Below are 19016 nucleotides of genomic sequence, written 5' to 3'. Positions count from 1 at the left end.
GGCCCGGCGCGGTCAGCCGTACATGTTCAGCAGCTGCTCCGCGGAGAGTTCCGTGACGGCCTCCTCCGCCGCGCCGGGCAGCGGCAGTTCGAACCACACGGTCTTGCCGCGGTGGGTCCGCCGGGTGCCCCACCCGGCGGACAGCAGGCCCACCAGCTGCAGGCCCCGGCCGCCCTCGTCGGTGTCGCGGGCGCGCCGGCGCCGCGGCTGGACCAGGTTCGCGTCCCACACCTCGCACACCAGCGTCCGGTCCAGCAGGAGCCTGAGCCGGATCTCGCCCTCGCCGTAGCGCAGGGCGTTGGTGACGAGTTCGCTGACCAGGAGCTCGGTGGTGTCGAGCAGGCCCTCCAGGCCCCAGGCCGGCAGCTTGGCCCGGGCCAGCTCCCGCGCCCGGCCCACCGAGCGGGCCTCGCGCGGCAGCTGCCAGTCCCCGACCGCGTCCACGGGCAGTCCCTGCACCCGGGCCATGAGCAGGGCGATGTCGTCCTCGCCGTGCCGGGTGTCCAGGGTGTTCAGCACGTGGTCGCAGACGTCCTCCAGGGGGCGGACCGGGTCGGCGAGCGCGGCGCGCAGGCCGCGCAGGCCCTCCTCCAGGGGATGGTCGCGGGACTCCACGAGCCCGTCGGTGTAGAGGGCGAGCAGGGCGCCCTCGGGGAGTTCGACCTCCACCTCCTCGAACGGCTCCCCGCCCACGCCGAGCGGCAGCCCGGGCGGCACCTCCAGCAGCAGCGCGGGCATGGGCTCCCGCTCCTCGCCCGGGCCGCAGGGGTGCGGCGAGACCAGCACCGGCGGCATGTGCCCGGCGTTGGCGATGGTGCAGCGCCGTGTCACCGGGTCGTAGACCGCGTACACGCAGGTGGCGAGGTACACCTCCGAGCGGTCCGAGTCCCGGGAGTGCAGGGCCGCGCGGGAGGCCTGCTGGGAGCCGCCGGGTGCGCCGAGGCCGCGGGCGATCTCGTCGAGCGCGGTCAGCACTTCCGCCGGTTCGAGGTCCAGCAGGGCCAGGGTCCGTACGGCGGTGCGCAGTTCGCCCATGGCGACGGCGGCCCGCAGGCCCCGGCCCATGACGTCGCCGACGACCAGCGCCGTGCGGTGCCCGGGCAGTTCGATGACGTCGAACCAGTCGCCGCCGACCTCGGTGGCCGCGTTGCCCGGCAGGTAGCGGCAGGCGATGTCCAGGCCCGCCGCCTCCGGGTCGCCGGGGGGCAGCAGGCTGCGCTGGAGGATCAGCGCGCGTTCGTGCTCGCGCCGGTACAGCCGGGCGTTGTCGATGCACACGGCGGCCCGGGCGGCCAGTTCCACGGCCACCGCCCGGTCCCGTTCGCCGAAGGGCTCGCTGCCCTTCGTGCGGGAGAACTGCGCGAGTCCGACCACGGTGTCGTGGGCGACCATCGGCACCACCAGCGTGGACTGCACGAGGTCTTCGGGTCCGCCGCCCTCGATCAGCCGCGGCCGCGCCGTGCGCAGGGCGAGCGCGCCCGGCGAGGCCGCCGGATAGCGGTGGATGTCGCCGACGGCGACCAGGGCGCCCGGCCCGGACAGCGGTGCGTCCGAGACGGCGGAGGCGAAGGCCACCCGGCGCAGCGCGGCGGAGGGCGTGCGGGCCGGGCCCTGGCCGGGCAGGCTGGGCACGCCGGGCCCCTGGGGCCGTGCGGGGCGGTCGTCGTCGCCGAGCAGGAGTCCCTGGTAGAGGTCGACGGCGGCCAGGTCGCAGAAGCCCGGGACGGTGACGTCGAGGAGTTCCCGGGCGGTGGTCTCCAGGTCGAGGGAGTTGCCGATGCGGTGCCCGGCCTCGTTGAGGAGGGCGAGATTGCGCCGGACCCCGGCGGCCTCGCGGGCGGCGAGGTGGCGGCGGGTGACGTCCGTGCCGATGCCGGCGACGCCGATGGGGCGGCCGCTGCCGCCGTGGACGCGGTAGAGGTTGATGGACCAGTGGCGGTTCTCCCGGCTGCGCGGGGTGGATCCGGTGATCCGGAGGTCGGTCACCGCGTCGCCGGTGTCCAGCACCCGGCGCAGGGCCTCCGCCATCCGGTCCGCCTCGTGCGCGGGCAGGTAGTCGTGCACGGTGCGGCCGCGGTGCGTCTCGGCGGTGCCGCCGAAGACGGTGGCGAAGCGGCGGTTGGCCCGCTGCACCGTGAGGTCCGTGCCGAAGAGCAGGAAGCCGAAGGGAGATTGGCCGAATATGGCTTGTGAAGCGGCAAGGTCGGATTCGATGCGGCGCAGGGCGCGTACGTCGACGACGACGCAGAGCGCGGCTCGTTCCGCGGTTTCGGTCTGGGTGGGCATCACATAGATCTCGGCCACGCCGTGCGCGCCGTTCCCGCCGGGGATCCGGAAGGGGATGAGGCCGGTCCACTCCTTGCCGTCGAGGATCTCGGCGACCTTGCGGTGGGCGTCCGGGCGCAACTCGGGGGGCATGAAGGCGTCGACGGGGTCGCGCCCGACGGTCTGGGCGGCCGTCAGCCCGAAGAGTTCTTCGGCGCGCAGGCTCCACTGGTCGATGAGCCCGTCGGGTCCGATCGAGAAGGATGCGACCTTTATGTAGTCATATATCGAGCCAGGCGGACTGCTGTGCCACAGGGCGTCGTGCCATGTCTCCCGAGGCACGTCGACCTGATGTGCCTGCGCAGGTATTTCGCTCACGCGACCGTCCCCTCCAGCTCACCGCAACCGGACCGGCCATGACGGCAGTATTCAGCACCACGACCCCGGACGGCACGGCGTTCACGATCACAGCACGGTCTCGATGATTTCAAGCCATGTCGCGCGATCTCCCCCGGTCGCCTTCCCGGCCACCGCCGGAGGCGCCGCGGGGGGTCCCCCGCCACCGCTCACCTTGTTACTCACCAGGAAGAGCCAACTCGAACCACACAGTCTTCCCTGTTTTCCCGTGACGTGTTCCCCACCGCTGCGAGGAGGCAGCCACGAGGTGCAGGCCGCGGCCCCCTTCGTCCTCCGCGTCCGCCACCCGCTCGCGGGGCGGATCCGGAAGCGGATCGGAGATCTCCACAAGCAGCGCGGGGGCGCCCGCGGGGGTGTCCTCGGTGCTGTGCGCGGCTGGATTACGCCGTATCAGGCGGACTCCGATGGGACCTGAGGCGTAGCGCAGGGAATTGGTCACCAGCTCGCTGACCAGCAGGACGGTCACATCGCCGACGGCTTCGAGGCCCCACTCGTGCAGGGTTCCGCGCACGGCGTGGCGGGCGGTGCGGACGGCGCCGGGCTCGGCGGGGAAGGCCCACTCGGCGCACTCACCGTCTGTGTCGATCACGCCGATCACTTCCCGGGCCAGCTGCGACCCCAGTCCGGTTCGTCTGGGACGAAAGGGGGACGAGATGGGGATTAATAGCGACATACCCGATATTCGGGGCGTCGTACCACTCGGTCCCGAACCCACCGGCGCACTGTGGCGCAGACGGCCTACAGCGCGAGCGTCACGCGCCCCCGCTCCCGCTGCCGTCCCCGTCCCCGCCTTCGCTTCCACCGTCGGCGCGCAGCCGGCGGCCGGCCTCGGCGACCGCGGGACGGTCCTGGTCGAGCCAGTCCACCGACTCCAGCTCCTCCGGCCCCAGCCAGCGCAGTTCGTCGTGGTCCTCCAGCGGCGCGGGCACCCCGCGGAGCAGTCGCGCCGTCCACACGTGCAGGACCAGGCCGGGCTTCAGCGGCCACTCCCCCGGGATCCGTTCCAGCGGCTCGGTCTCCACGCCGAGTTCCTCGCGCAGTTCGCGTACCAGCGCATCGGGGACGGACTCGCCCGGTTCGGTCTTGCCGCCCGGCAGCTCCCAGCGTCCGGCGAGCTCCGGCGGTGCGCTGCGGCGGGCGGCCAGCAGGCGCCCCTCATGACAAAGGGCTCCGCCCACGACCACTCGTACCGTCATGGGCGGAGCCTATGTCAGCGCCGTGGGGCGCCGCTCAGCTCAGTTCATCGTGGCGGTCTGACCGATCTGCTCGACCCAGTAGAGCTGCTTGTGTCCTCGGTCGTCGAGACTGTCGGCGACCTTCTGGGCCTCGGCCCGGGTGGCGTACCGGCCCACCCGGTAGCGGTTGCCGTTGTCGTCCTGACGTATGACCAGCCACGGAAGCAGTGCACCGCTGTCGTTCATCGCGTTTCACCTTCCGCCGACGTATCTGCCCGGGAAACCGCATTGCGCATATGCCCGACCTTACGCCCGACCTTCACGGAGCGGATACGGTTTTTCACGAAGAGATACCTTGCAGGCGTACGCATCCGGCCATGCGTACGAGTGGGCCGCGCGCGCCGGTCCGAAGGCAGCGCACACGGGGCGCCGGGGAGCGCGCCGGTGAGCCCCGGCGTTCCTACGGACGGATATACCCGCAGGTAGCTTCGGGGGGAGGGGTCATCCGGGCGGCCCGGGGGGCCCGGGAACAGCGCGGTTCCGGCCGCCGCGCGGGCCGGCACGGCCGCCCGGCGGGCCTGCGGAAGGCGCAGTTCGGGGCGGCCGAGGGCGATCACGATCGCGCCGAAACCCGCCGGGTCCCCGAACCCCGGCACACCCCGGCCGCCCACAGCCGGCCGCAGCCCGCGCGGGCCAGACGCCGCAGACCCGGGCAGGACATGCACGAGCGCCGCAGGCCCGACAGGCCGTGCAGGCTGAACTCGGGCCGGGCCCAGGCCGGAGCGCGGGCCGGGCGCAGGCCGGACACGGGCCGGGCCCAGGCCGGACACGGGCCGGGCCCAGGCCGGACACGGGCCGGGCGCAGGCCGGACACGGGCCGGGCGAGCCCGACGCAGGCCAGGCGGGCCGAACGCAGGCCAGGCAGGCGCAGGCCGGGCGGGCCGGCAGGCACAGGCCCGGCAGGCCCGGCAGGCGCAGGCCGGGCGGGCGCAGGCCAGGCGAGTCCGGCAGGCGCAGGCCGGGCGCCGCAGGCCCGGCAGGCGCGGTGGGCGCACGCCCGGCAGGCGCAGGCCGAGCCTATGCCGGAGCCCAGGTCGGGCGGACACGGGCCGGGCGGGCGCAGACCGGACACGGGCCGGGCGGGCGCAGACCGGGCGGGCGCGGACCGGGCCGGGCGGGCCGGGCGGGCCCGACGCAGGCCAAGCGGGCCGAACGCAAGCCCGGCAGGCGCAGCAGGCACAGGCCGGGCCGGGCGCAGGGCCCGGCTAGGGCCGACAGGCCCGGCCAGGGCAGGCGCACGCCGGACCGGGCACAGGGCCGGCGGGCTCGATTCCCCCTGGTGCTGTGGCCGGAAAGGTTTGCCGGGCGTCGCGACCCGGTGAACCTTGCCGGTCACAGCACTAGCGCACGGGGAGGTGGTAGGAGAGGCGGTAGCGGTCCGCCGGGACGACCACGTCGGCCGTCTCCACGGCGCGGCCGGAGGCGAAGTAGGTGCGGCCGATCACCAGCACCACGTGCCCCGGGACCCCGCCGAGCAGGAGGAGTTCCTCCGCCAGGCCGGGCCGTGCCCCGACCTCCTCCACCATGTTGTCGACGACCACGTCGATCGCGGCCATCCGGTCGACCACTCCGGAGCCGCCGAGCGGGCCCTCCTCGGGCAGCATCACCGGGGTCCGCCCGGTCACGGCGAGGGGCTCCCAGGAGGTCGAGAGCATCATCGCCTCCCCCGCGTCGCGGAAGACGTACCGCGTCCGCATCACCCGCTCGCCCGGTTCGATACCGAGCCGCTTCGCGATCTCCGCGGGCGCGCCCGCCTGTTCGCTGCTCGACTCCCACGTCCCCCGCGCGCCGGAGTCGGCCTGCTCCTGCCGGAACGGCGTCGACGAGCCGCCCGTGCGGTAGCCGGAGCGGGCCACCCGACGCGGGACGGGCTGTTCGCGCACGTACGTGCCGGACCCGGACCGGCCCTCGACCAGCCCCTCCGCCATGAGGACCTTGCGCGCCTCCAGGGCCACGGTGTCGGAGACCCCGTACTCCTCGCGGATGCGGGCCTGGGAGGGGAGCCGGGCGTGCGGGGGCAGAGAACCGTCGACGATCTGCCGTCGAAGATCCCCGGCCACACGCAGATAGGCCGGCTGCTCACCGAAAGTCACTGGCCACTCCCATCAGGTTGACAGACAGCTACACCCTGGCAACCGACGGTTGAAGACCGCAAGCAAGGGCCAGGGTTTCACCCGATGTGATGAAGGCAGGTCACTCAAACCCGTTACCGCGCGTCACCCCGGCAATGTCACACCGGCTCCGCCGAACGCAGCCGGGCGGATCCGACCTCCGGGTCCTGCGTGCTGTCCGAACCGTCCTCCAGCCACCGCGGGACCTGTGTCGAAAGCCCGTACGCGCCGCGCAGCGCCTTCTCCGTCTCCAGGGACATCGCGGCCAGCGCCCGGTCCCACAGCCGGTCGAACTCCGCCCCCGTCCTGGCCTGGGAGGCCCGCTGCCAGGCGGCGCGGGCCGCCTCGATCTCCTTGAGCTGCGCCGCAACGGCCTTCTCCAGCCCCGGCCGGGTCGCGTCCTGCTGGAGGACCTTCGCCTGCTCGCCGAGCGCCGCGTGCATCTCGCGCGCCCACGCCTGGTGTTCGGGGAGGGCGTCCTCGACGTCCTCCCCCGGCGGCCGGCTCAGGACGAACTCCACGCCGTTGGCGGCCCGCAGGAAGGCCGCCTGCTCCGGCTTCAGCATGCCCGCGTCCCGGCGCAGGCTGCCGCGCCACTCCTCCTCCGTCGTGCCGATCACGCAGAGCAGCCGCCGGTCCCCCTCCCGCCAGGACTGGCGCGAGGGCGCGTAGTAGAACATCTCCGCGAACTCCGGCAGGGCCCAGGTGTCCATCGCGTACTCGTCCTGGGCCTTCCAGCAGGCGTCCTCCGACGCCCGGTCGGCCTCCTCCGCGCCGGGGGCCTCGGCTGCGCCCACCGTCCTCGACGCGGTGACCTCGCCGTGGTGCACGCGGGAGCAGTCGACCGCGTACATGAGGGGGTGCTCGTCGAACAGGTCCCCGCCGGGCACGTTGAAGCAGTCGCCCGCCTTCAGGTCGTCGATGTCCCTGAGTTCGCCCTCGACTTCGCTGTAGTCGGTCAGCCCGTCGAACCGGCCGGGAGCCATCTGCGCCAGCCGTCCGACGGCGAAGACCATCACGCCGGTCATCAGGACGGAGACCACCAGCCCCGTGATCGCCAGGACCTTGCCCCGGTCGCCCTTCTTCGCGATCTGCACGAGCGCCGCTATGCCGAAGGCGATGCCGAGCGGCGGGAAGCAGAGCAGGCCGGCGAGGAGCGAGGCGAGGGCGAAGCCGTTGAGCGCCGGCGGCTGCGGCACCTGGCCGAGCGGCGGTCCCCATCCCCACCCCGGCTGCGACGAGGGCGGGGGCCAGGAGTGGCCCGGTCCGGGAGGAGGACTCGGCGGGATGCTCAAGGGGGCGGACTCCATCGCAGGTGGCAGAGGGCATCGCGGGGCACCAGGAGGCACCACGGCAGGCGCGAACGGATGCGCGAATAGTACGCAGCGGGGGCGACCGCCAAACGGTCGCCCCCGCTGTTTCCCCACGGCTCAGTCACCGCCGCCGGCTTCGCCCCTCAGAACTGCAGGGCCCAGGAATCGATCTTCCCGGTGTCGCCGTCGGAGTTGTCGTTCACCCGGAGCTTCCACGTGCCGTTCGGCGCCGTCTCGGAGGAGGCGTTCACCGTGAACGTCCTGGTGATGTTGACAGCGTCGCCGCCGGAGCGGTTGTGCAGCGTGTAGACGGTGCCGTCGGGCGCGACCAGGTCGACCTTCAGGTCACCGATGTACGAGTGCTTGATGTCGACCGGGACCTTCAGCGTCGTCGGGGCGCTGCCGACGACACCGCTGACGGCGATCGGGGACTCGACGGTCGCCCTGTCGTTGATCGCGTAATCGGCCGTGTTCTCGAAGCGCTTGCCCGGCGGGACGGGACCCAGGGCGGTGACGTGGAGCAGGCGGTTCGGCGAACCGGTGCCGGGGCCGCCCACCACGTTCGGGGTGGCGGAGCCGATCAGCGCCGTGGCCACCTGGGCCGGCGTGCTGGCCGCGTTCTGCGAGAGGTAGACGGCGGCCGCGCCCGCGACGTGCGGCGTGGCCATCGAGGTGCCGTTGATGGTGCTGGTCGCGTAGTCGCCCGTATTCCACGCGGAGGTGATGGCCGAACCCGGCGCGAAGAGGTCCAGGGCCGGGCCGTAGTTGGAGTAGCCCGCCTTGGCGTCGGAGCTGGTGGTGGCGCCGACGGTGATGGCCTCGGCGACACGCGCCGGGGACTTGGTGGAGGCGTTGGCCGACTCGTTGCCCGCGGCCACGGCGTAGGTGATGCCGGAGGCTATGGAGTTGCGGACGGCCGTGTCGAGCGCGGTGTCCGCGCCGCCGCCGAGCGACATGTTGGCGACGGCCGGCTTGACGGCGTTGCGGGTCACCCAGTCGATGCCCGCGACGACCTGGGCGGTCGTGCCGGAGCCCTCGTTGTCGAGCACGCGCACGCCGACGATCTTGGCCTTCTTGGCCACGCCGTACGCGCCGCCCGCGACGGTGCCGGCGACGTGCGTGCCGTGGCCGTGGCCGTCCTGGGCGGTGTAGTCGTTGTCGATGGCGTCGTAGCCGTAGGAGGCGCGGCCGCCGAAGTCCTGGTGCGTGATGCGGACACCGGTGTCGAGGACGTACGCGGTGACGCCCTCACCCGCCTTGTCCGGGTAGGTGTAGCTCTGGTTCAGCGGCAGCGACCGCTGGTCGACGCGGTCCAGGCCCCAGGACGGCGGGCCGGGCTGCGTGGCACTGACGGTGAAGGTGCGGTTCTGCACGACCGACTGGACCGCCGGGTCGGCGGCGAGCTTCTCGGCCTGCGCCTGCGAGACCTCGACGGAGTAGCCGTTGAGGGCCGCGCTGTAGGTACGGTCGATCTTCGCGCCGTACTTCTTGGCGACGAGCCTGCCGCTCGCGCTGGTCGAGCGGGGCGCGGTGTCCTTCAGCGTCACGATGTAGCTGTTGGGTACGGTCCCAGGGGCGCCGGCGTTCTGGACCACGCCCCGCGCGCCGCTGCCGGCGGCCGAGGCGGGCAGTGCGGCGGCCGAGCCCAGCGCGAGGGCGGCGACCGCGGCCGCGCTGATACCGACGATCTTCCGGCGCCTGTGACGCATCACTGGCATGTGACGGGTCCTCCTCTTAGGTGGTGCATTGCGGGGGAGCGGGCGGACCTCACAAGCGTGGCCATGACAACGCAGATGGCCCAACGGACGGGCGCCCCCGAAAGGTTGACCCACCCCCGGCACGGCCCGACAAGAGGACGACGAACGCGTAGCATCCGTGCCGTACACCGGCCATGACCGACCAAAGGCGCTCTGCACATGACGCACGCACCCCCCGGTTACGTCTGCTCCGAGGACGGTACACGCGCCGACGTCCGAACCGCTCCTTGGGGGTGCCCTCTGTGCGGCGGCCCCTGGGACCTCGATTTCACGCCGGATCCGGACGCGGCCCTCGAACCCTCCGCCGGACCGAACTCCCTGTGGCGGTACGGGCCGGTGCTGCCGCTGCCGGGCGCGTTCTCCGTCTCCCTGGCGGAGGGGCACACTCCGCTGATCCCGCTGGGGGAACGGATCCACGCCAAGCTCGACTTCCTGATGCCGACGCTGTCCTTCAAGGACCGGGGCGCCGTGATGCTCGTGGAGCTCGCCCGGCGGCTGGCGCCCCAGCGCGTCGTGGCGGACAGCAGCGGCAACGCGGGGACGTCGGTGGCGGCGTACTGCGCACGGGCCGGACTCGCCTGCGAGATCTTCGTGCCCGAGGGGACGTCGGAGAAGAAGACCGAGCAGATGCGGGCACACGGGGCGGTCGTCCGCGTGATCCCCGGCGGCCGCGAGGCCGCGGCACTGGCCGCCCGCAAGGAGGCGGACGCACCCGGCGTCTTCTACGCGAGCCACGTGTTCAACCCGTACTTCCTGCACGGGACCAAGACCTACGTGTACGAGGTGTGGGAGGAGATGGGCCGGCGGCTGCCCGAGGCGCTGGTGGTACCGGTGGGCAACGGCACCCTGCTCCTCGGGGCCGCGCTGGCCACGCGGGAGCTGGCCCGACGCGGCGTCAGGCCGCCTGCCCTGATCGCGGTCCAAGCCGAGCCGGTGGCCCCCCTGGCGGAGGCGTTCGCGGCCGGCGCGGAGGATGCCGCCGCGGTGGAACAGCGGCCGACCCTGGCCGAGGGGATCGCGATCCCGGCGCCGCCGCGCGCCCGCCAGATCCTGGCCGCGGTCCGGGCCTCCGGCGGCACCTTCGTGACGGTCCCGGACGACCGGCTGCGCGAGGCCCAGCGGGATCTGGCCCGGCGCGGCCTCTTCGTGGAGCCGACGGCCGCGGCCTGCTGGGCGGCGGTCGGCCCCGCATCCCCGACCGACCCCTTGCAGGGCCGCACGGCGGTCATCCCCCTCTGCGGCGCAGGCGCGAAAACGGGCCTTGCCCCCTAACCACCCCCCGGCCCCGCCGGCCTCCGAGCCAAGGAGGCCGGGGCAGCACCCCCGCCGCGCCCCCGGATCCGCCGTGCCCGCGCAGGGCAACGCACGGGCACGGCCCGGATCCGCCCCACCCGCCAGCGGACGGGCAGCACCCCACAACGACGCCGCACGCACGGGCAGGCGCCCGAACCCGCGGAGCCCGCCGTGGCCGCGCAGTGGCAACACAGAGGTCGGAAATCCGCGAGCCCCGCCCCGTCCGGTCTGGTCAACTGACGGTATGAGCACCCGCATCGGCCTCGCCGCCAAAGCCACCGCGTTCACCGCGCTGCACACCCCCACCGCCCCCCTCGCCCTGGCGAACGCCTGGGACGTCGCGAGCGCCCGCATCGTGGAGGCCTCCGGCGCCGCCGCCGTGGCCACCACCAGCGCGGGCGTCGCCTGGTCCCTCGGCTCCCCGGACGGCGACGCGCTCGCCCGCGACCGCGCCCTCGACCTGATCGCCCGCGTGAGCGCCGCCGTGTCCGTGCCGGTCACCGCCGACATCGAGGGCGGCTTCGGCGCCGACCCGGCCGCCGTCGGCGAGACCGTCACGGGGGTCATCGACGCCGGCGCGGTCGGGATCAACATCGAGGACGGCACCCGCGCCCCCGGCGAGTACGCCGAGCGCCTGGCGGCCGCCCGCGCCGCGGCCGACGCCGCCGGGGTGCCGCTCTACATCAACGCCCGGATCGACACCTACCTCAAGGGCCTGGGCGAGCCCGCCGACCGCCTTGACGAGACCCTCACCCGTGCCGCCGCCTACCTCCGGGCGGGAGCCACCGGCATCTTCGTACCCGGCGTCCTCGACCCGGCCGTCGTCGCCGAACTGGCCAAGGGCATCGACGCCCCCCTCAACATCCTGCTCGGCCCCGACGCCCCGCCCGTCGCCGCCCTCGGCGCCCTCGGCGTCTGCCGCGTCAGCCTCGGCTCCTGGGTGGCCGAAGCGGCGTACGCGCTCGTGCGCCGGGCGGCCGAGGAGCTGATCACCGACGGGACCTACGGATCGCTCGCGCGCTCCCTGCCGTACGGCGAGCTGAACGACCTGCTCAAGAGCTGAGACACCCAGATGCCTGCATGGGCCAACGACCATAGGATCCGGGCATGAGCACCTCAACCCCGGCGGGCGCCGACTCCGCGACCACGGCTGCCGCCCCGCACGGCAGGACCACCGGAGCGGTCTGGACCGCGCTGGCCCTCGTCTACGTCGTGTGGGGCTCGACCTACCTCGGCATCCGGATCGTCGTCGAGACAATGCCGCCCTTCCTCTCCGCCGGGGCCCGCTTCATCACCGCCGGCCTGCTCCTGGCCGCCGTGGTCGCCTGGCGCCACGGAACGGCCGCACTGCGGGCCACCCGGGCGCAGCTCGGCTCGGCGGTCCTGGTCGGCCTGCTGCTGGTCCTCGGCGGCAACGGCCTGGTCGTGCTCGCCGAGACCTCCGTGCCGTCCGGCCTGGCCGCACTGCTGGTGGCGGCGGTGCCGATGTGGGTGGTGGTGCTCCGAACGGCCACCGGGGACCGGCCGCCTGCCCGTACCCTCGCCGGGGTGCTCGTCGGCCTCGCCGGCCTCGCGGTGCTGACCAGCCCCGGGCTGAGCGGCACCGTACGGCTGTCGGGGGTGCTGCTGGTGGTGGCGGCGTCGATGCTGTGGTCGCTGGGGTCCTTCTCCGCCTCGAAGCTGTCCCTGCCCGGCAATCCCTTCACGGGCAGCGCCTACCAGATGCTCGCCGGCGGGACCGCCGGCGTGGTCGTCGGCCTGCTGCGCGGCGAACACCGCGGTCTGGACCCGGCGGCCTTCTCCACCGCCTCCTGGCTGGCCCTGGGCTACCTGGTCCTCTTCGGCTCGCTCGTGGGCTTCACCGCGTACGTGTGGCTCCTGCAGGCCGCGCCGCTGTCCCTGGTGGCCACGTACGCCTACGTCAATCCGGTCGTCGCCGTCGCCCTCGGCGCGCTGATCCTCGACGAGGCCCTGACCTGGCCGATCCTCGTCGGCGGCACGATCGTCGTGGCGGCGGTGGTCGTGATCGTCAGCACGGAGCGCAGGAAGAAGTAGCGGTGGCCGGTACCGGGCGGCCGGGGGTCGCAGGGCTGAGAACGGATGCCGAGGGCCGAGGGCTGACAGCAGTCAGCTGAGGGCCGGAGGGCTGAGGGCCGGGGGCTTGAGGGCCCGAGCCCGGGGGGCTCTCAGTCCCGCGCGGCCCGCTCGTACAGCGCCTTCGCCCGCTCGTCGAACAGCGCGGCCGTGGAGTCCACATCGGTGTCCCCGCCGCTCAGTACCCCGATCAGGTGCCCGGCGGGCTCCGCCCCGCCCCGGTCCGCGATCCAGGGGCTGCCGCTCGTACCCGTCCAGAAGCCCGCGCAGCTCATGTAGAGCATGTCGGGATCGTCGTCGTCGTGACGGGTCTGCGTCGTGCAGGAGACGGGCCTGTTCTCCGGGTTGTGCTCGGACTCCGGGTAGCCGACGACGGTGACGTCCCGCTCGTAGCCGGAGGTCCATTCGGGCCTGGGCGCCTCGGCGCGGCCGCCGACGGCCTCCTGGACGCTGCGCCCGTCCTCGTCCGGCTCGATGGTGAGGAAGGCGAAGTCGGCGGTGTCCTCGCCCCACTTGCTCCAGCGGTCGTCGACGTGGATCGCCTTGACCTTCCACAGCCCGAGCGGCTGAGTGCCGTCGCCCTCGCCGGAGAACGCCGGGGCGAAGGAGAGCTCGCCGATGGCCAGGCCGTCGTGGGCCACCTCACCCGGCTGCCCGTCCTCGCCGGCGGGAGCGACGCAGTGCGCGGCGGTGGCGACGACGTTGCCCTTCGGGCTGTCGACGACGCTCGCGGTGCACCAGTGCTCACCGCCCGCCATGAGCACGCCGACGGTGGGGAAGGGGAGCACCGGCCGCTCGCCGGGCGCCTTCATGAAGGCCATGGCACACACCGCCGCGATGCCCGCGGCGGCGGCCGCCGATGCCCCCTTCACCACCGTGCTCATCGCACGCCGGGATCGGGTGTCGGTCCCTTCATCACCTTGCTGATCCACTCCAGGGAGCCCTCCCTCATGCCGCGCACATACGACTTTCCGTTGTGCTCACCATCCTGGATCACCTGCAGCGAGGTGTGCACGGGGCCCTTGCCGTACTCCTTCATGAACTTCTCGGCCTGCTCGCGACCGGTCTCCTTGGTGCCGATCTGGAAATTGATGTAGACGTCCGGGCCGCCCGCGTCGATCAGCTTGGCGGCGAGCTTCTCGGGGTTGTTCTGGTCCATGGCCTGCGTGTTGCCGTTCCAGAGCGGGGAGTCGGGCACGATGTCCGTCCCGCTCGCGATGGCCGCCTTGAACCGGTCGGGGTACTTCAGGAGCTGCTTGAAGCCGTTGAATCCGCCGGCCGAGGAACCCATGAAGGCCCACCCGTCGCGGGAGGTGAAGGTGCGGAAATTGGCCTTCGCGAAATCGGGGACGTCATCGGCCATCCAGGTGCCCATCTTGGGCTGGCCGGGGATGTCCGAGCCGTCGAAGTGGTGCTTGGTGTCCGCGTTGGTCACCGGCATGATCAGGATGAAGGGCAGGCTCTTGCCGGACTTCGCCCCGTCGGCGACCGCCTGCTGGAGGCCGAGGCCCGGGCCCGTACCCCAGTAGTTCGTGGGGTAGCCGCGGCCGCCGGGCAGGGAGATCAGGACCGGGAAGCCGCTCTTGGCGTACTTGGGGTCGTCGTACTCCTTCGGCACCCACACCCACACGTCGCCCGTGAAGCCGGACTTCTTGCCGGTGAGGGTGGCCTTGCCGATCTGGGTGCCGTCGGGCAGGCGGCTGGTCCGGACGAACGAGGCCGCCGGGCCGGTGGGCATGAGCACTTCCGGCAGGGCCTCGGAGGCGGTGGCCGTCTTCTCCTGGACCTTGCCGAAGGAGACCGGATCCCCTATGTCCGAGAAGAGGCCGAACTTGTACGCTGCGGCGCCGCCCCCGGCGAGGGTGAGCGCGAGACCGCCGCTGATCAGAAGCAGGCGCAGGCGGTGGGGGCGGCGGCTGCCCGTGGTCATGGGGCTGCCGTCGCCTTGCTGGTCATGCTGCACGGTTGTTGTCCCGTTCCTTCTCCGGCGCTCACCTCGGAGCGCGGGCCGGACCGATCGGTCCCCCTTACACCCTTTACAGAGGTATGAACGAGGGCCCGGGTTGCCTGGGACGGCCGCGACGTGTCGAGCACCACGCCAAGCCGTGAGGTTGCCGGGCCGTGTACGACCGCCGGAACGGCGGCAACGCCGGGGGGGGAGGGGACGGCGGGACGGAGGCGATGCCGGAACGGAGGCAACGGCGGGACGGAAGCGACGGCGGGACGAAGGCAACGGCGGAACGGAAGCGACGGCGGGACGAAGGCGACGGCGGGAAAGCGGGGCAGTAGCTTCGGGTCGGCGGGCGGTGGCTTCGGGTCGGCGGGATCCACTGGGCCGGGAGTCAGAGACGTTCTGGGGGTTTCCCGTCAGTNNCGGGAAGCCCCCAAAGGAACGGGCCGGGGGATCAAGACACCATCAGCGTGTCGGAGGGGCCCGGGCGGGAGCCCGCAGCGCCCCCAATCGCTACGCGCTCCTGTCAGACGGCGTCTGCGGGCCCCTGTGGCTGGGCATAGGCCGCCATCGATCGCTACGCGCTTCTCCGAGACGGCGTCCGGCCCTCGTTCGGGGCTGGGAGGGGGTGATTCGAAGGGGCGGAGGGGTGATCCATCGGCTGAGCCGATGCCAACCCCCAACAAGACCGAGGTGACATCCCAACCACCCGCCCAATCATGGGCAATTGGGGCATATTGAAGGCTCTTTGAGGCGCGCACACGCCCTGACCTGGATTGGCTTCACCTCAGCCGTCATCCGACGCCTTCCCACCCCCAGACAGCCCGCAGACACCGCCCACGAGGAGCGAATCGGTCCTCTGCGGCCTATGACCCGCCCCAGACGAACTGCGGACGCGTGATCGAGAAGCGCGTAGCGATCGATGGCGGCCTATGCCCAGCCCCAGAGGTCTGCGGACGCCCTCCGACAGGAGCGCGTAGCGATTGGGGGCGGCTTATGTCCGGCCCCAGACGGTCTGCGGACGCCTTCAGGCAGGAGCGCGTAGCGATTGGGGGCGCACCGGGCTCCGCCCGCGCATCCCTGATCTCCCCGATGGTGTCTTGATCCCCCGGCCCGTCCCTTTGGGGGCTNNATGGGACTGACGGGAAACCCCCAGCACAACTCTGATCCCGCCCCACCCAAACACCGCCCCCTCGAAGCCACCCCGACACCCTTGCTCCCGGCCCGCCGAGACCCCGCCCTCGAAGCCACCCGACGCTCTCACTCCCGCCCCGCCGAGACGCCGCCCCCACACTCCCGCCGCGCCGAGGCCCCCGCCTCCGCTCCCCCGCGCGCGCCGCCGATCCCGCACCGCCCTACCCCCGCGGCCCTGCCTGGCTCGGCGCTTCGCGCCCCCGGCCGGGTGGGTCGGGGCTCGGCGGCGGGTGGGCAGCCACCGGCCCGCCGTGGGGGCCGAGGGGGCTGGAACCCCGCCCCGCCCCGCTCCCCCGGTCAGCCCGCCTCGGGCTTCGGTGCCTTCAGGACCTTGCTGATCCACTCCAGGGAGCCTTCCTTCATGCCCCGGACGTAATGCCAGCCGTTGTGCTCGCCGTTCTGGATGTCGCGGATGGTCGTCTTGATCGGCCCCTTGCCGTACTGCTGCTGGAACTTCGTCATCCGCTCCTTCCCGGACTCCTTGGTGCCGATCTGGAAGTTGATGTAGACCTCGGGACCCTTGGTGTCGATCAGCTTCTGGGCGAGCTTCTCGGGGTTGTTGGCGTCCATCTCCGCCTGGTGCCCCTTCCACAGCGGGGAGTCGGGGACGATCTCGCCGCCGCTGGCGATGACGGCCTTGAACTTGTCGGGGTGCTGGAGCACCGTCTTCATCCCGACGAACGCACCCGAGGAGGAGCCCATGAAGGCCCAGCCGTCACGGGACTTGTAGGTACGGAAGTTGGCCTTGGTGAAGGCCGGGACGTCCTCGGCGATCCACGTGCCCATCTTGGCCTGGCCGGGGATGTCGGAGCCGTCGTAGTAGTACTTCGCGTCCGGGTTGAGCACCGGCATGATCACGATGAACGGCAGGCTGGTGCCGGCCTGGGTGCCCTCGCTGATGGCCTTCTGCAGGCCGAGGCTGCGGTCGGACCAGTAGTTGGCCGGGAAGCCGTTGCCGCCGGGCAGCGCGATGAGCACCGGGAAGCCGCTCTTGGCGTACTTCGGGTCGTCGTACTCCTTGGGGGCCCACACCCACACGTCGCCCTCGAAGCCGGACTTCGCGCCCGCGAGGCGGGTCTTCGCGATGATCGTGCCGTCGTCGAGCTTGGTGGTCTGCTTGAAGTCCGACTTCGGGCCGGTCGGCATGAGTACGTCGGGGTCGCCGGAGGGCTTGGCCTCGGCCGCCGGGGCGCCCGGCTCCGACTTGCCCGCGGCCGGGGGCGGGTTCTTGCCGAAGGTCACGGCCTCGCCGTTGCCCGAGAACCAGTCGAGCTTCCAGGCGGCGAACCCGCCGCCGCCGAGGAGCAGCGCGAGGGCGACCACGGCGCTGACCCATATTCGGCGCCGGGACCGCTTGGGCTGCGCAGGTTCGGCGTCGTGCGGGTACCCGGCGGGGGCGGGCGGCTCACCGTAGGGCGGCTGGTCGTACCGCTCCCCGTACGGCTGCTCCTGCCGGTACTGCGGGTACTGCTGCGTGTGCTGCTGCGTGTATTCCTGCGGGTGGCCGCCATGCGCCTGGGGCGGATGGTCCTGGTACGACGGCTGGTCGTCAGGCCGCGGGCGCTGCGGGTACTGGTGCACGAACTTCGCTCCGAACGGTCTTGACTGCCCCCGAGGGCAGAACGGCTGGTCTCCCCTAAGTCCTGATGAGCAAAGCACCCGCACAGTTCCAAAATCGAGCAAAAAACATACGGGGACGCGTGCGGGCGACGGTGCTCACCGCTGGGCGTCGAGGACCTCCGCGCACCGTCCGAGCAGCTCGATGAGCTGCGTCCGCTCCTCCTCGGTGAACGCGGCGGCGAGCGCCCGTTCCACCCGTACGGCGCCCGCGTCCGCGCGTTCCATGACGGTGCGCCCCTCGTCGGTGAGGCGGGTCTCCAGCACGTTGCGGTGCCACTCGTGCGGGGTCCGCTCGATGAGCCCGCGCCCCTGGAGGTTCTTCAGGACGGTGTTCATGGTCGGCGGGGTCACCCCGCACAGGCGCGCCAGCGCGGCGGCCGAGATGCCGGGCTTCTCGGCGAGCCAGAGCAGCGCGGCGTACTGCGGAACCGTTACTGCGGCCGGCTTGCAGGCCGCGTTCTTCGCCGCGAGGAGTGCCTGCTCGGCGCGCTTGATGTGAGAGCCGATGCGCTCCTCGGGGGCCATGGAGGTCATTGCGACATCGTACGTCCCACCCTTGCACATATTAGAGCTCTAACATACATTCGCCTTCACCTGATCAAGAGGGGACGAACATCTCGTGAGGCGTGCGGTGACCCGGAAGACAGCGACGACGAGGGCGGAGAAGGCGGAGATGACGAAGACGAAGACGAAGGCAATGACGCGGACGAGGACGAGGACGACAGTGAGCACGAAGACGGCAGCGAGCACGAAGACGGCTGCCCGGAAGGCGTTCCTGGTCGCGGCCCTGGCCGGGGCCCTCGTCCTCGGCGCGGCGGCGCCGGCTCCGGCCCTGGCCGGGGCGGAGGGCCCGTCGGGCGGCGCCCGGATATCCACCGCCTTCTCCCTGCCCGGGGCGAAGGTCTACCCGGAGGGCATCGCCGCCGACCCCCGCACGCGGGCGGTCTACGTCGGCTCGTACGCGGACGGCACGGTCTACCGCGCCCGGCCCGGCCAGGCGCAGGCCGAGGTGTTCCTGCCCGCCGGCACCGACGGCCGCCACACGGCCAACGGCCTTCGGGTCGACGCGTTCGGCAGGCTGTGGGTCACGGACTCCACGCAGGGCGTGGCTGTCTACGACACCGCGACCAGGACCCTGCTGGCCCGTTTCGAGGTGGCGGCGGGGACTTCCGCCCGCTTCGTCAACGACCTGACCATCACGCCGGACGGCACGGCGTACCTGACGGACAGCATCCGCGGGGTGATCTACCGGGTGACGCCGCGGCAACTGGCCGCCGGCAGCGGCGTGCTGACCGAGGCCTACGACCTGACTCCGGCCCTGCGCCCCCGGCCGGCCGGCACCTTCAGCCTCAACGGCATCACGTCCGACCGCGCGGGCCGCTACCTCCTCGCCGTCGACATGACGGCGGGCGACCTGTACCGCGTCGACCTGCGGACCGGAGCCGTCCGCCGCGTCGCCCTCTCCGGCGGCGACCTGAAGGCCGCAGACGGCCTCGACCTCGCCCCGGACGGCACCCTGCGCGTGGCACACAACGTCACCAACACGCTGACCCGGTGGCAGCTCGGCGCGGACGGCACCCGCGCCCGGCTGACCCGTACGGTCACGGACCCGTCCCTGCAGATCCCCACGACGCTCGCACGCGTCCCGGGGCGCACCCTGGTGGTCCGTTCGCAGTTCGACAAGGGCGGCCCCATGAACCCCGGTACGGGCACCCCGACCACCTTCACGGTGGCTTCGGTGCGCGGCCTGTGACCCGACGCGGGCT

Annotated in this window: 15 protein-coding genes; 4 read left to right on the top strand and 11 right to left on the bottom strand. The window is 72.6% G+C overall.

The features are described from left to right. Window positions 1-12 precede the first annotated feature (12 nt). The 7 genes from AVW11_RS05040 to AVW11_RS05010 form a co-directional block, all read right to left on the bottom strand. Window positions 13-2643, bottom strand: a complete 2631-nt coding sequence (locus tag AVW11_RS05040) for a SpoIIE family protein phosphatase (RefSeq protein ID WP_420856363.1) — start codon at window positions 2641-2643, stop codon at window positions 13-15. 196 nt (window positions 2644-2839) lie between these two features. Further along, window positions 2840-3280: an ATP-binding protein gene (locus AVW11_RS05035; protein ID WP_060176683.1), complete on the bottom strand. Its 441-nt coding sequence runs from the start codon at window positions 3278-3280 to the stop codon at window positions 2840-2842. Between the two features lie 154 nt (window positions 3281-3434). Beyond that, window positions 3435-3878, bottom strand: coding sequence for a (deoxy)nucleoside triphosphate pyrophosphohydrolase (locus AVW11_RS05030; protein ID WP_076043374.1), 444 nt, complete (start codon window positions 3876-3878; stop codon window positions 3435-3437). A gap of 39 nt (window positions 3879-3917) precedes the next feature. Continuing rightward, window positions 3918-4103 (bottom strand): SPOR domain-containing protein, encoded by a 186-nt coding sequence (locus AVW11_RS05025; protein WP_076043373.1) that lies wholly within the window; start codon window positions 4101-4103, stop codon window positions 3918-3920. 1154 nt (window positions 4104-5257) lie between these two features. After that, complete coding sequence (locus tag AVW11_RS05020; RefSeq protein WP_030853295.1) at window positions 5258-6010, bottom strand: GntR family transcriptional regulator; 753 nt, start codon at window positions 6008-6010, stop codon at window positions 5258-5260. Window positions 6011-6147: 137 nt separating this feature from the next. Further along, window positions 6148-7227, bottom strand: coding sequence for a DUF4190 domain-containing protein (locus AVW11_RS05015; RefSeq protein ID WP_060176682.1), 1080 nt, complete (start codon window positions 7225-7227; stop codon window positions 6148-6150). Window positions 7228-7484: 257 nt separating this feature from the next. Further along, a complete protein-coding gene (locus tag AVW11_RS05010; protein ID WP_060176681.1) occupies window positions 7485-9059 on the bottom strand; it encodes a S8 family peptidase in 1575 nt (524 codons plus the stop codon). A 198-nt stretch (window positions 9060-9257) separates the two neighbouring features. On the opposite strand from AVW11_RS05010, the gene AVW11_RS05005 reads away from it, so the two are divergent. From AVW11_RS05005 to AVW11_RS04995, 3 genes are all read left to right on the top strand, one after another. Next, window positions 9258-10370, top strand: coding sequence for a threonine synthase (locus AVW11_RS05005; protein WP_030853287.1), 1113 nt, complete (start codon window positions 9258-9260; stop codon window positions 10368-10370). Between the two features lie 265 nt (window positions 10371-10635). Continuing rightward, entirely contained in the window at window positions 10636-11454 is an 819-nt protein-coding gene (locus AVW11_RS05000) for an isocitrate lyase/PEP mutase family protein (RefSeq protein WP_076043372.1), read from the top strand. 44 nt (window positions 11455-11498) lie between these two features. Beyond that, on the top strand, window positions 11499-12446 hold the full coding sequence (locus AVW11_RS04995; protein ID WP_060176678.1) for an EamA family transporter: 948 nt from the start codon (window positions 11499-11501) through the stop codon (window positions 12444-12446). Window positions 12447-12577: 131 nt separating this feature from the next. Here AVW11_RS04995 and AVW11_RS04990 read toward each other — a convergent pair whose 3' ends face one another. The 4 genes from AVW11_RS04990 to AVW11_RS04975 form a co-directional block, all read right to left on the bottom strand. Then, a complete protein-coding gene (locus tag AVW11_RS04990) occupies window positions 12578-13369 on the bottom strand; it encodes a trypsin-like serine peptidase (protein ID WP_030853281.1) in 792 nt (263 codons plus the stop codon). Further along, a complete protein-coding gene (locus AVW11_RS04985) occupies window positions 13366-14415 on the bottom strand; it encodes an alpha/beta hydrolase (RefSeq protein WP_167389208.1) in 1050 nt (349 codons plus the stop codon). Before AVW11_RS04985 ends, AVW11_RS04990 begins: the two co-directional genes overlap by 4 nt. A 1512-nt stretch (window positions 14416-15927) precedes the next feature. Further along, entirely contained in the window at window positions 15928-16968 is a 1041-nt protein-coding gene (locus tag AVW11_RS04980; RefSeq protein ID WP_078096308.1) for an alpha/beta hydrolase, read from the bottom strand. A gap of 378 nt (window positions 16969-17346) precedes the next feature. Continuing rightward, the gene (locus AVW11_RS04975) at window positions 17347-17784 is read right to left on the bottom strand and encodes a MarR family winged helix-turn-helix transcriptional regulator (protein WP_206281880.1); all 438 of its coding nucleotides are present in this window, start codon (window positions 17782-17784) and stop codon (window positions 17347-17349) included. Between the two features lie 190 nt (window positions 17785-17974). On the opposite strand from AVW11_RS04975, the gene AVW11_RS04970 reads away from it, so the two are divergent. Beyond that, complete coding sequence (locus tag AVW11_RS04970) at window positions 17975-19003, top strand: SMP-30/gluconolactonase/LRE family protein (protein ID WP_240528131.1); 1029 nt, start codon at window positions 17975-17977, stop codon at window positions 19001-19003. Window positions 19004-19016 lie beyond the last annotated feature (13 nt).

The sequence above is a fragment of the Streptomyces amritsarensis genome (assembly GCF_001953875.1).
Classification (GTDB): Bacteria; Actinomycetota; Actinomycetes; order Streptomycetales; family Streptomycetaceae; genus Streptomyces; species Streptomyces amritsarensis.
Note: the sequence above shows the minus strand (reverse complement) of the source record. Positions and strands in the feature narration are given on the sequence as shown.

Bases quoted from the DNA above. Each gene is read 5' to 3' on its own strand.
- AVW11_RS05030 (WP_076043374.1), bottom strand. From the start codon at position 3,878: ATGACGGTACGAGTGGTCGTGGGCGGAGCCCTTTGTCATGAGGGGCGC.
- AVW11_RS05005 (WP_030853287.1), top strand. From the start codon at position 9,258: ATGACGCACGCACCCCCCGGTTACGTCTGCTCCGAGGACGGTACACGC.
- AVW11_RS04985 (WP_167389208.1), bottom strand. From the start codon at position 14,415: ATGACCACGGGCAGCCGCCGCCCCCACCGCCTGCGCCTGCTTCTGATC.
- AVW11_RS04975 (WP_206281880.1), bottom strand. From the start codon at position 17,784: ATGACCTCCATGGCCCCCGAGGAGCGCATCGGCTCTCACATCAAGCGC.
- AVW11_RS04990 (WP_030853281.1), bottom strand. From the start codon at position 13,369: ATGAGCACGGTGGTGAAGGGGGCATCGGCGGCCGCCGCCGCGGGCATC.
- AVW11_RS04995 (WP_060176678.1), top strand. From the start codon at position 11,499: ATGAGCACCTCAACCCCGGCGGGCGCCGACTCCGCGACCACGGCTGCC.
- AVW11_RS05025 (WP_076043373.1), bottom strand. From the start codon at position 4,103: ATGAACGACAGCGGTGCACTGCTTCCGTGGCTGGTCATACGTCAGGAC.
- AVW11_RS05000 (WP_076043372.1), top strand. From the start codon at position 10,636: ATGAGCACCCGCATCGGCCTCGCCGCCAAAGCCACCGCGTTCACCGCG.
- AVW11_RS05010 (WP_060176681.1), bottom strand. From the start codon at position 9,059: ATGCCAGTGATGCGTCACAGGCGCCGGAAGATCGTCGGTATCAGCGCG.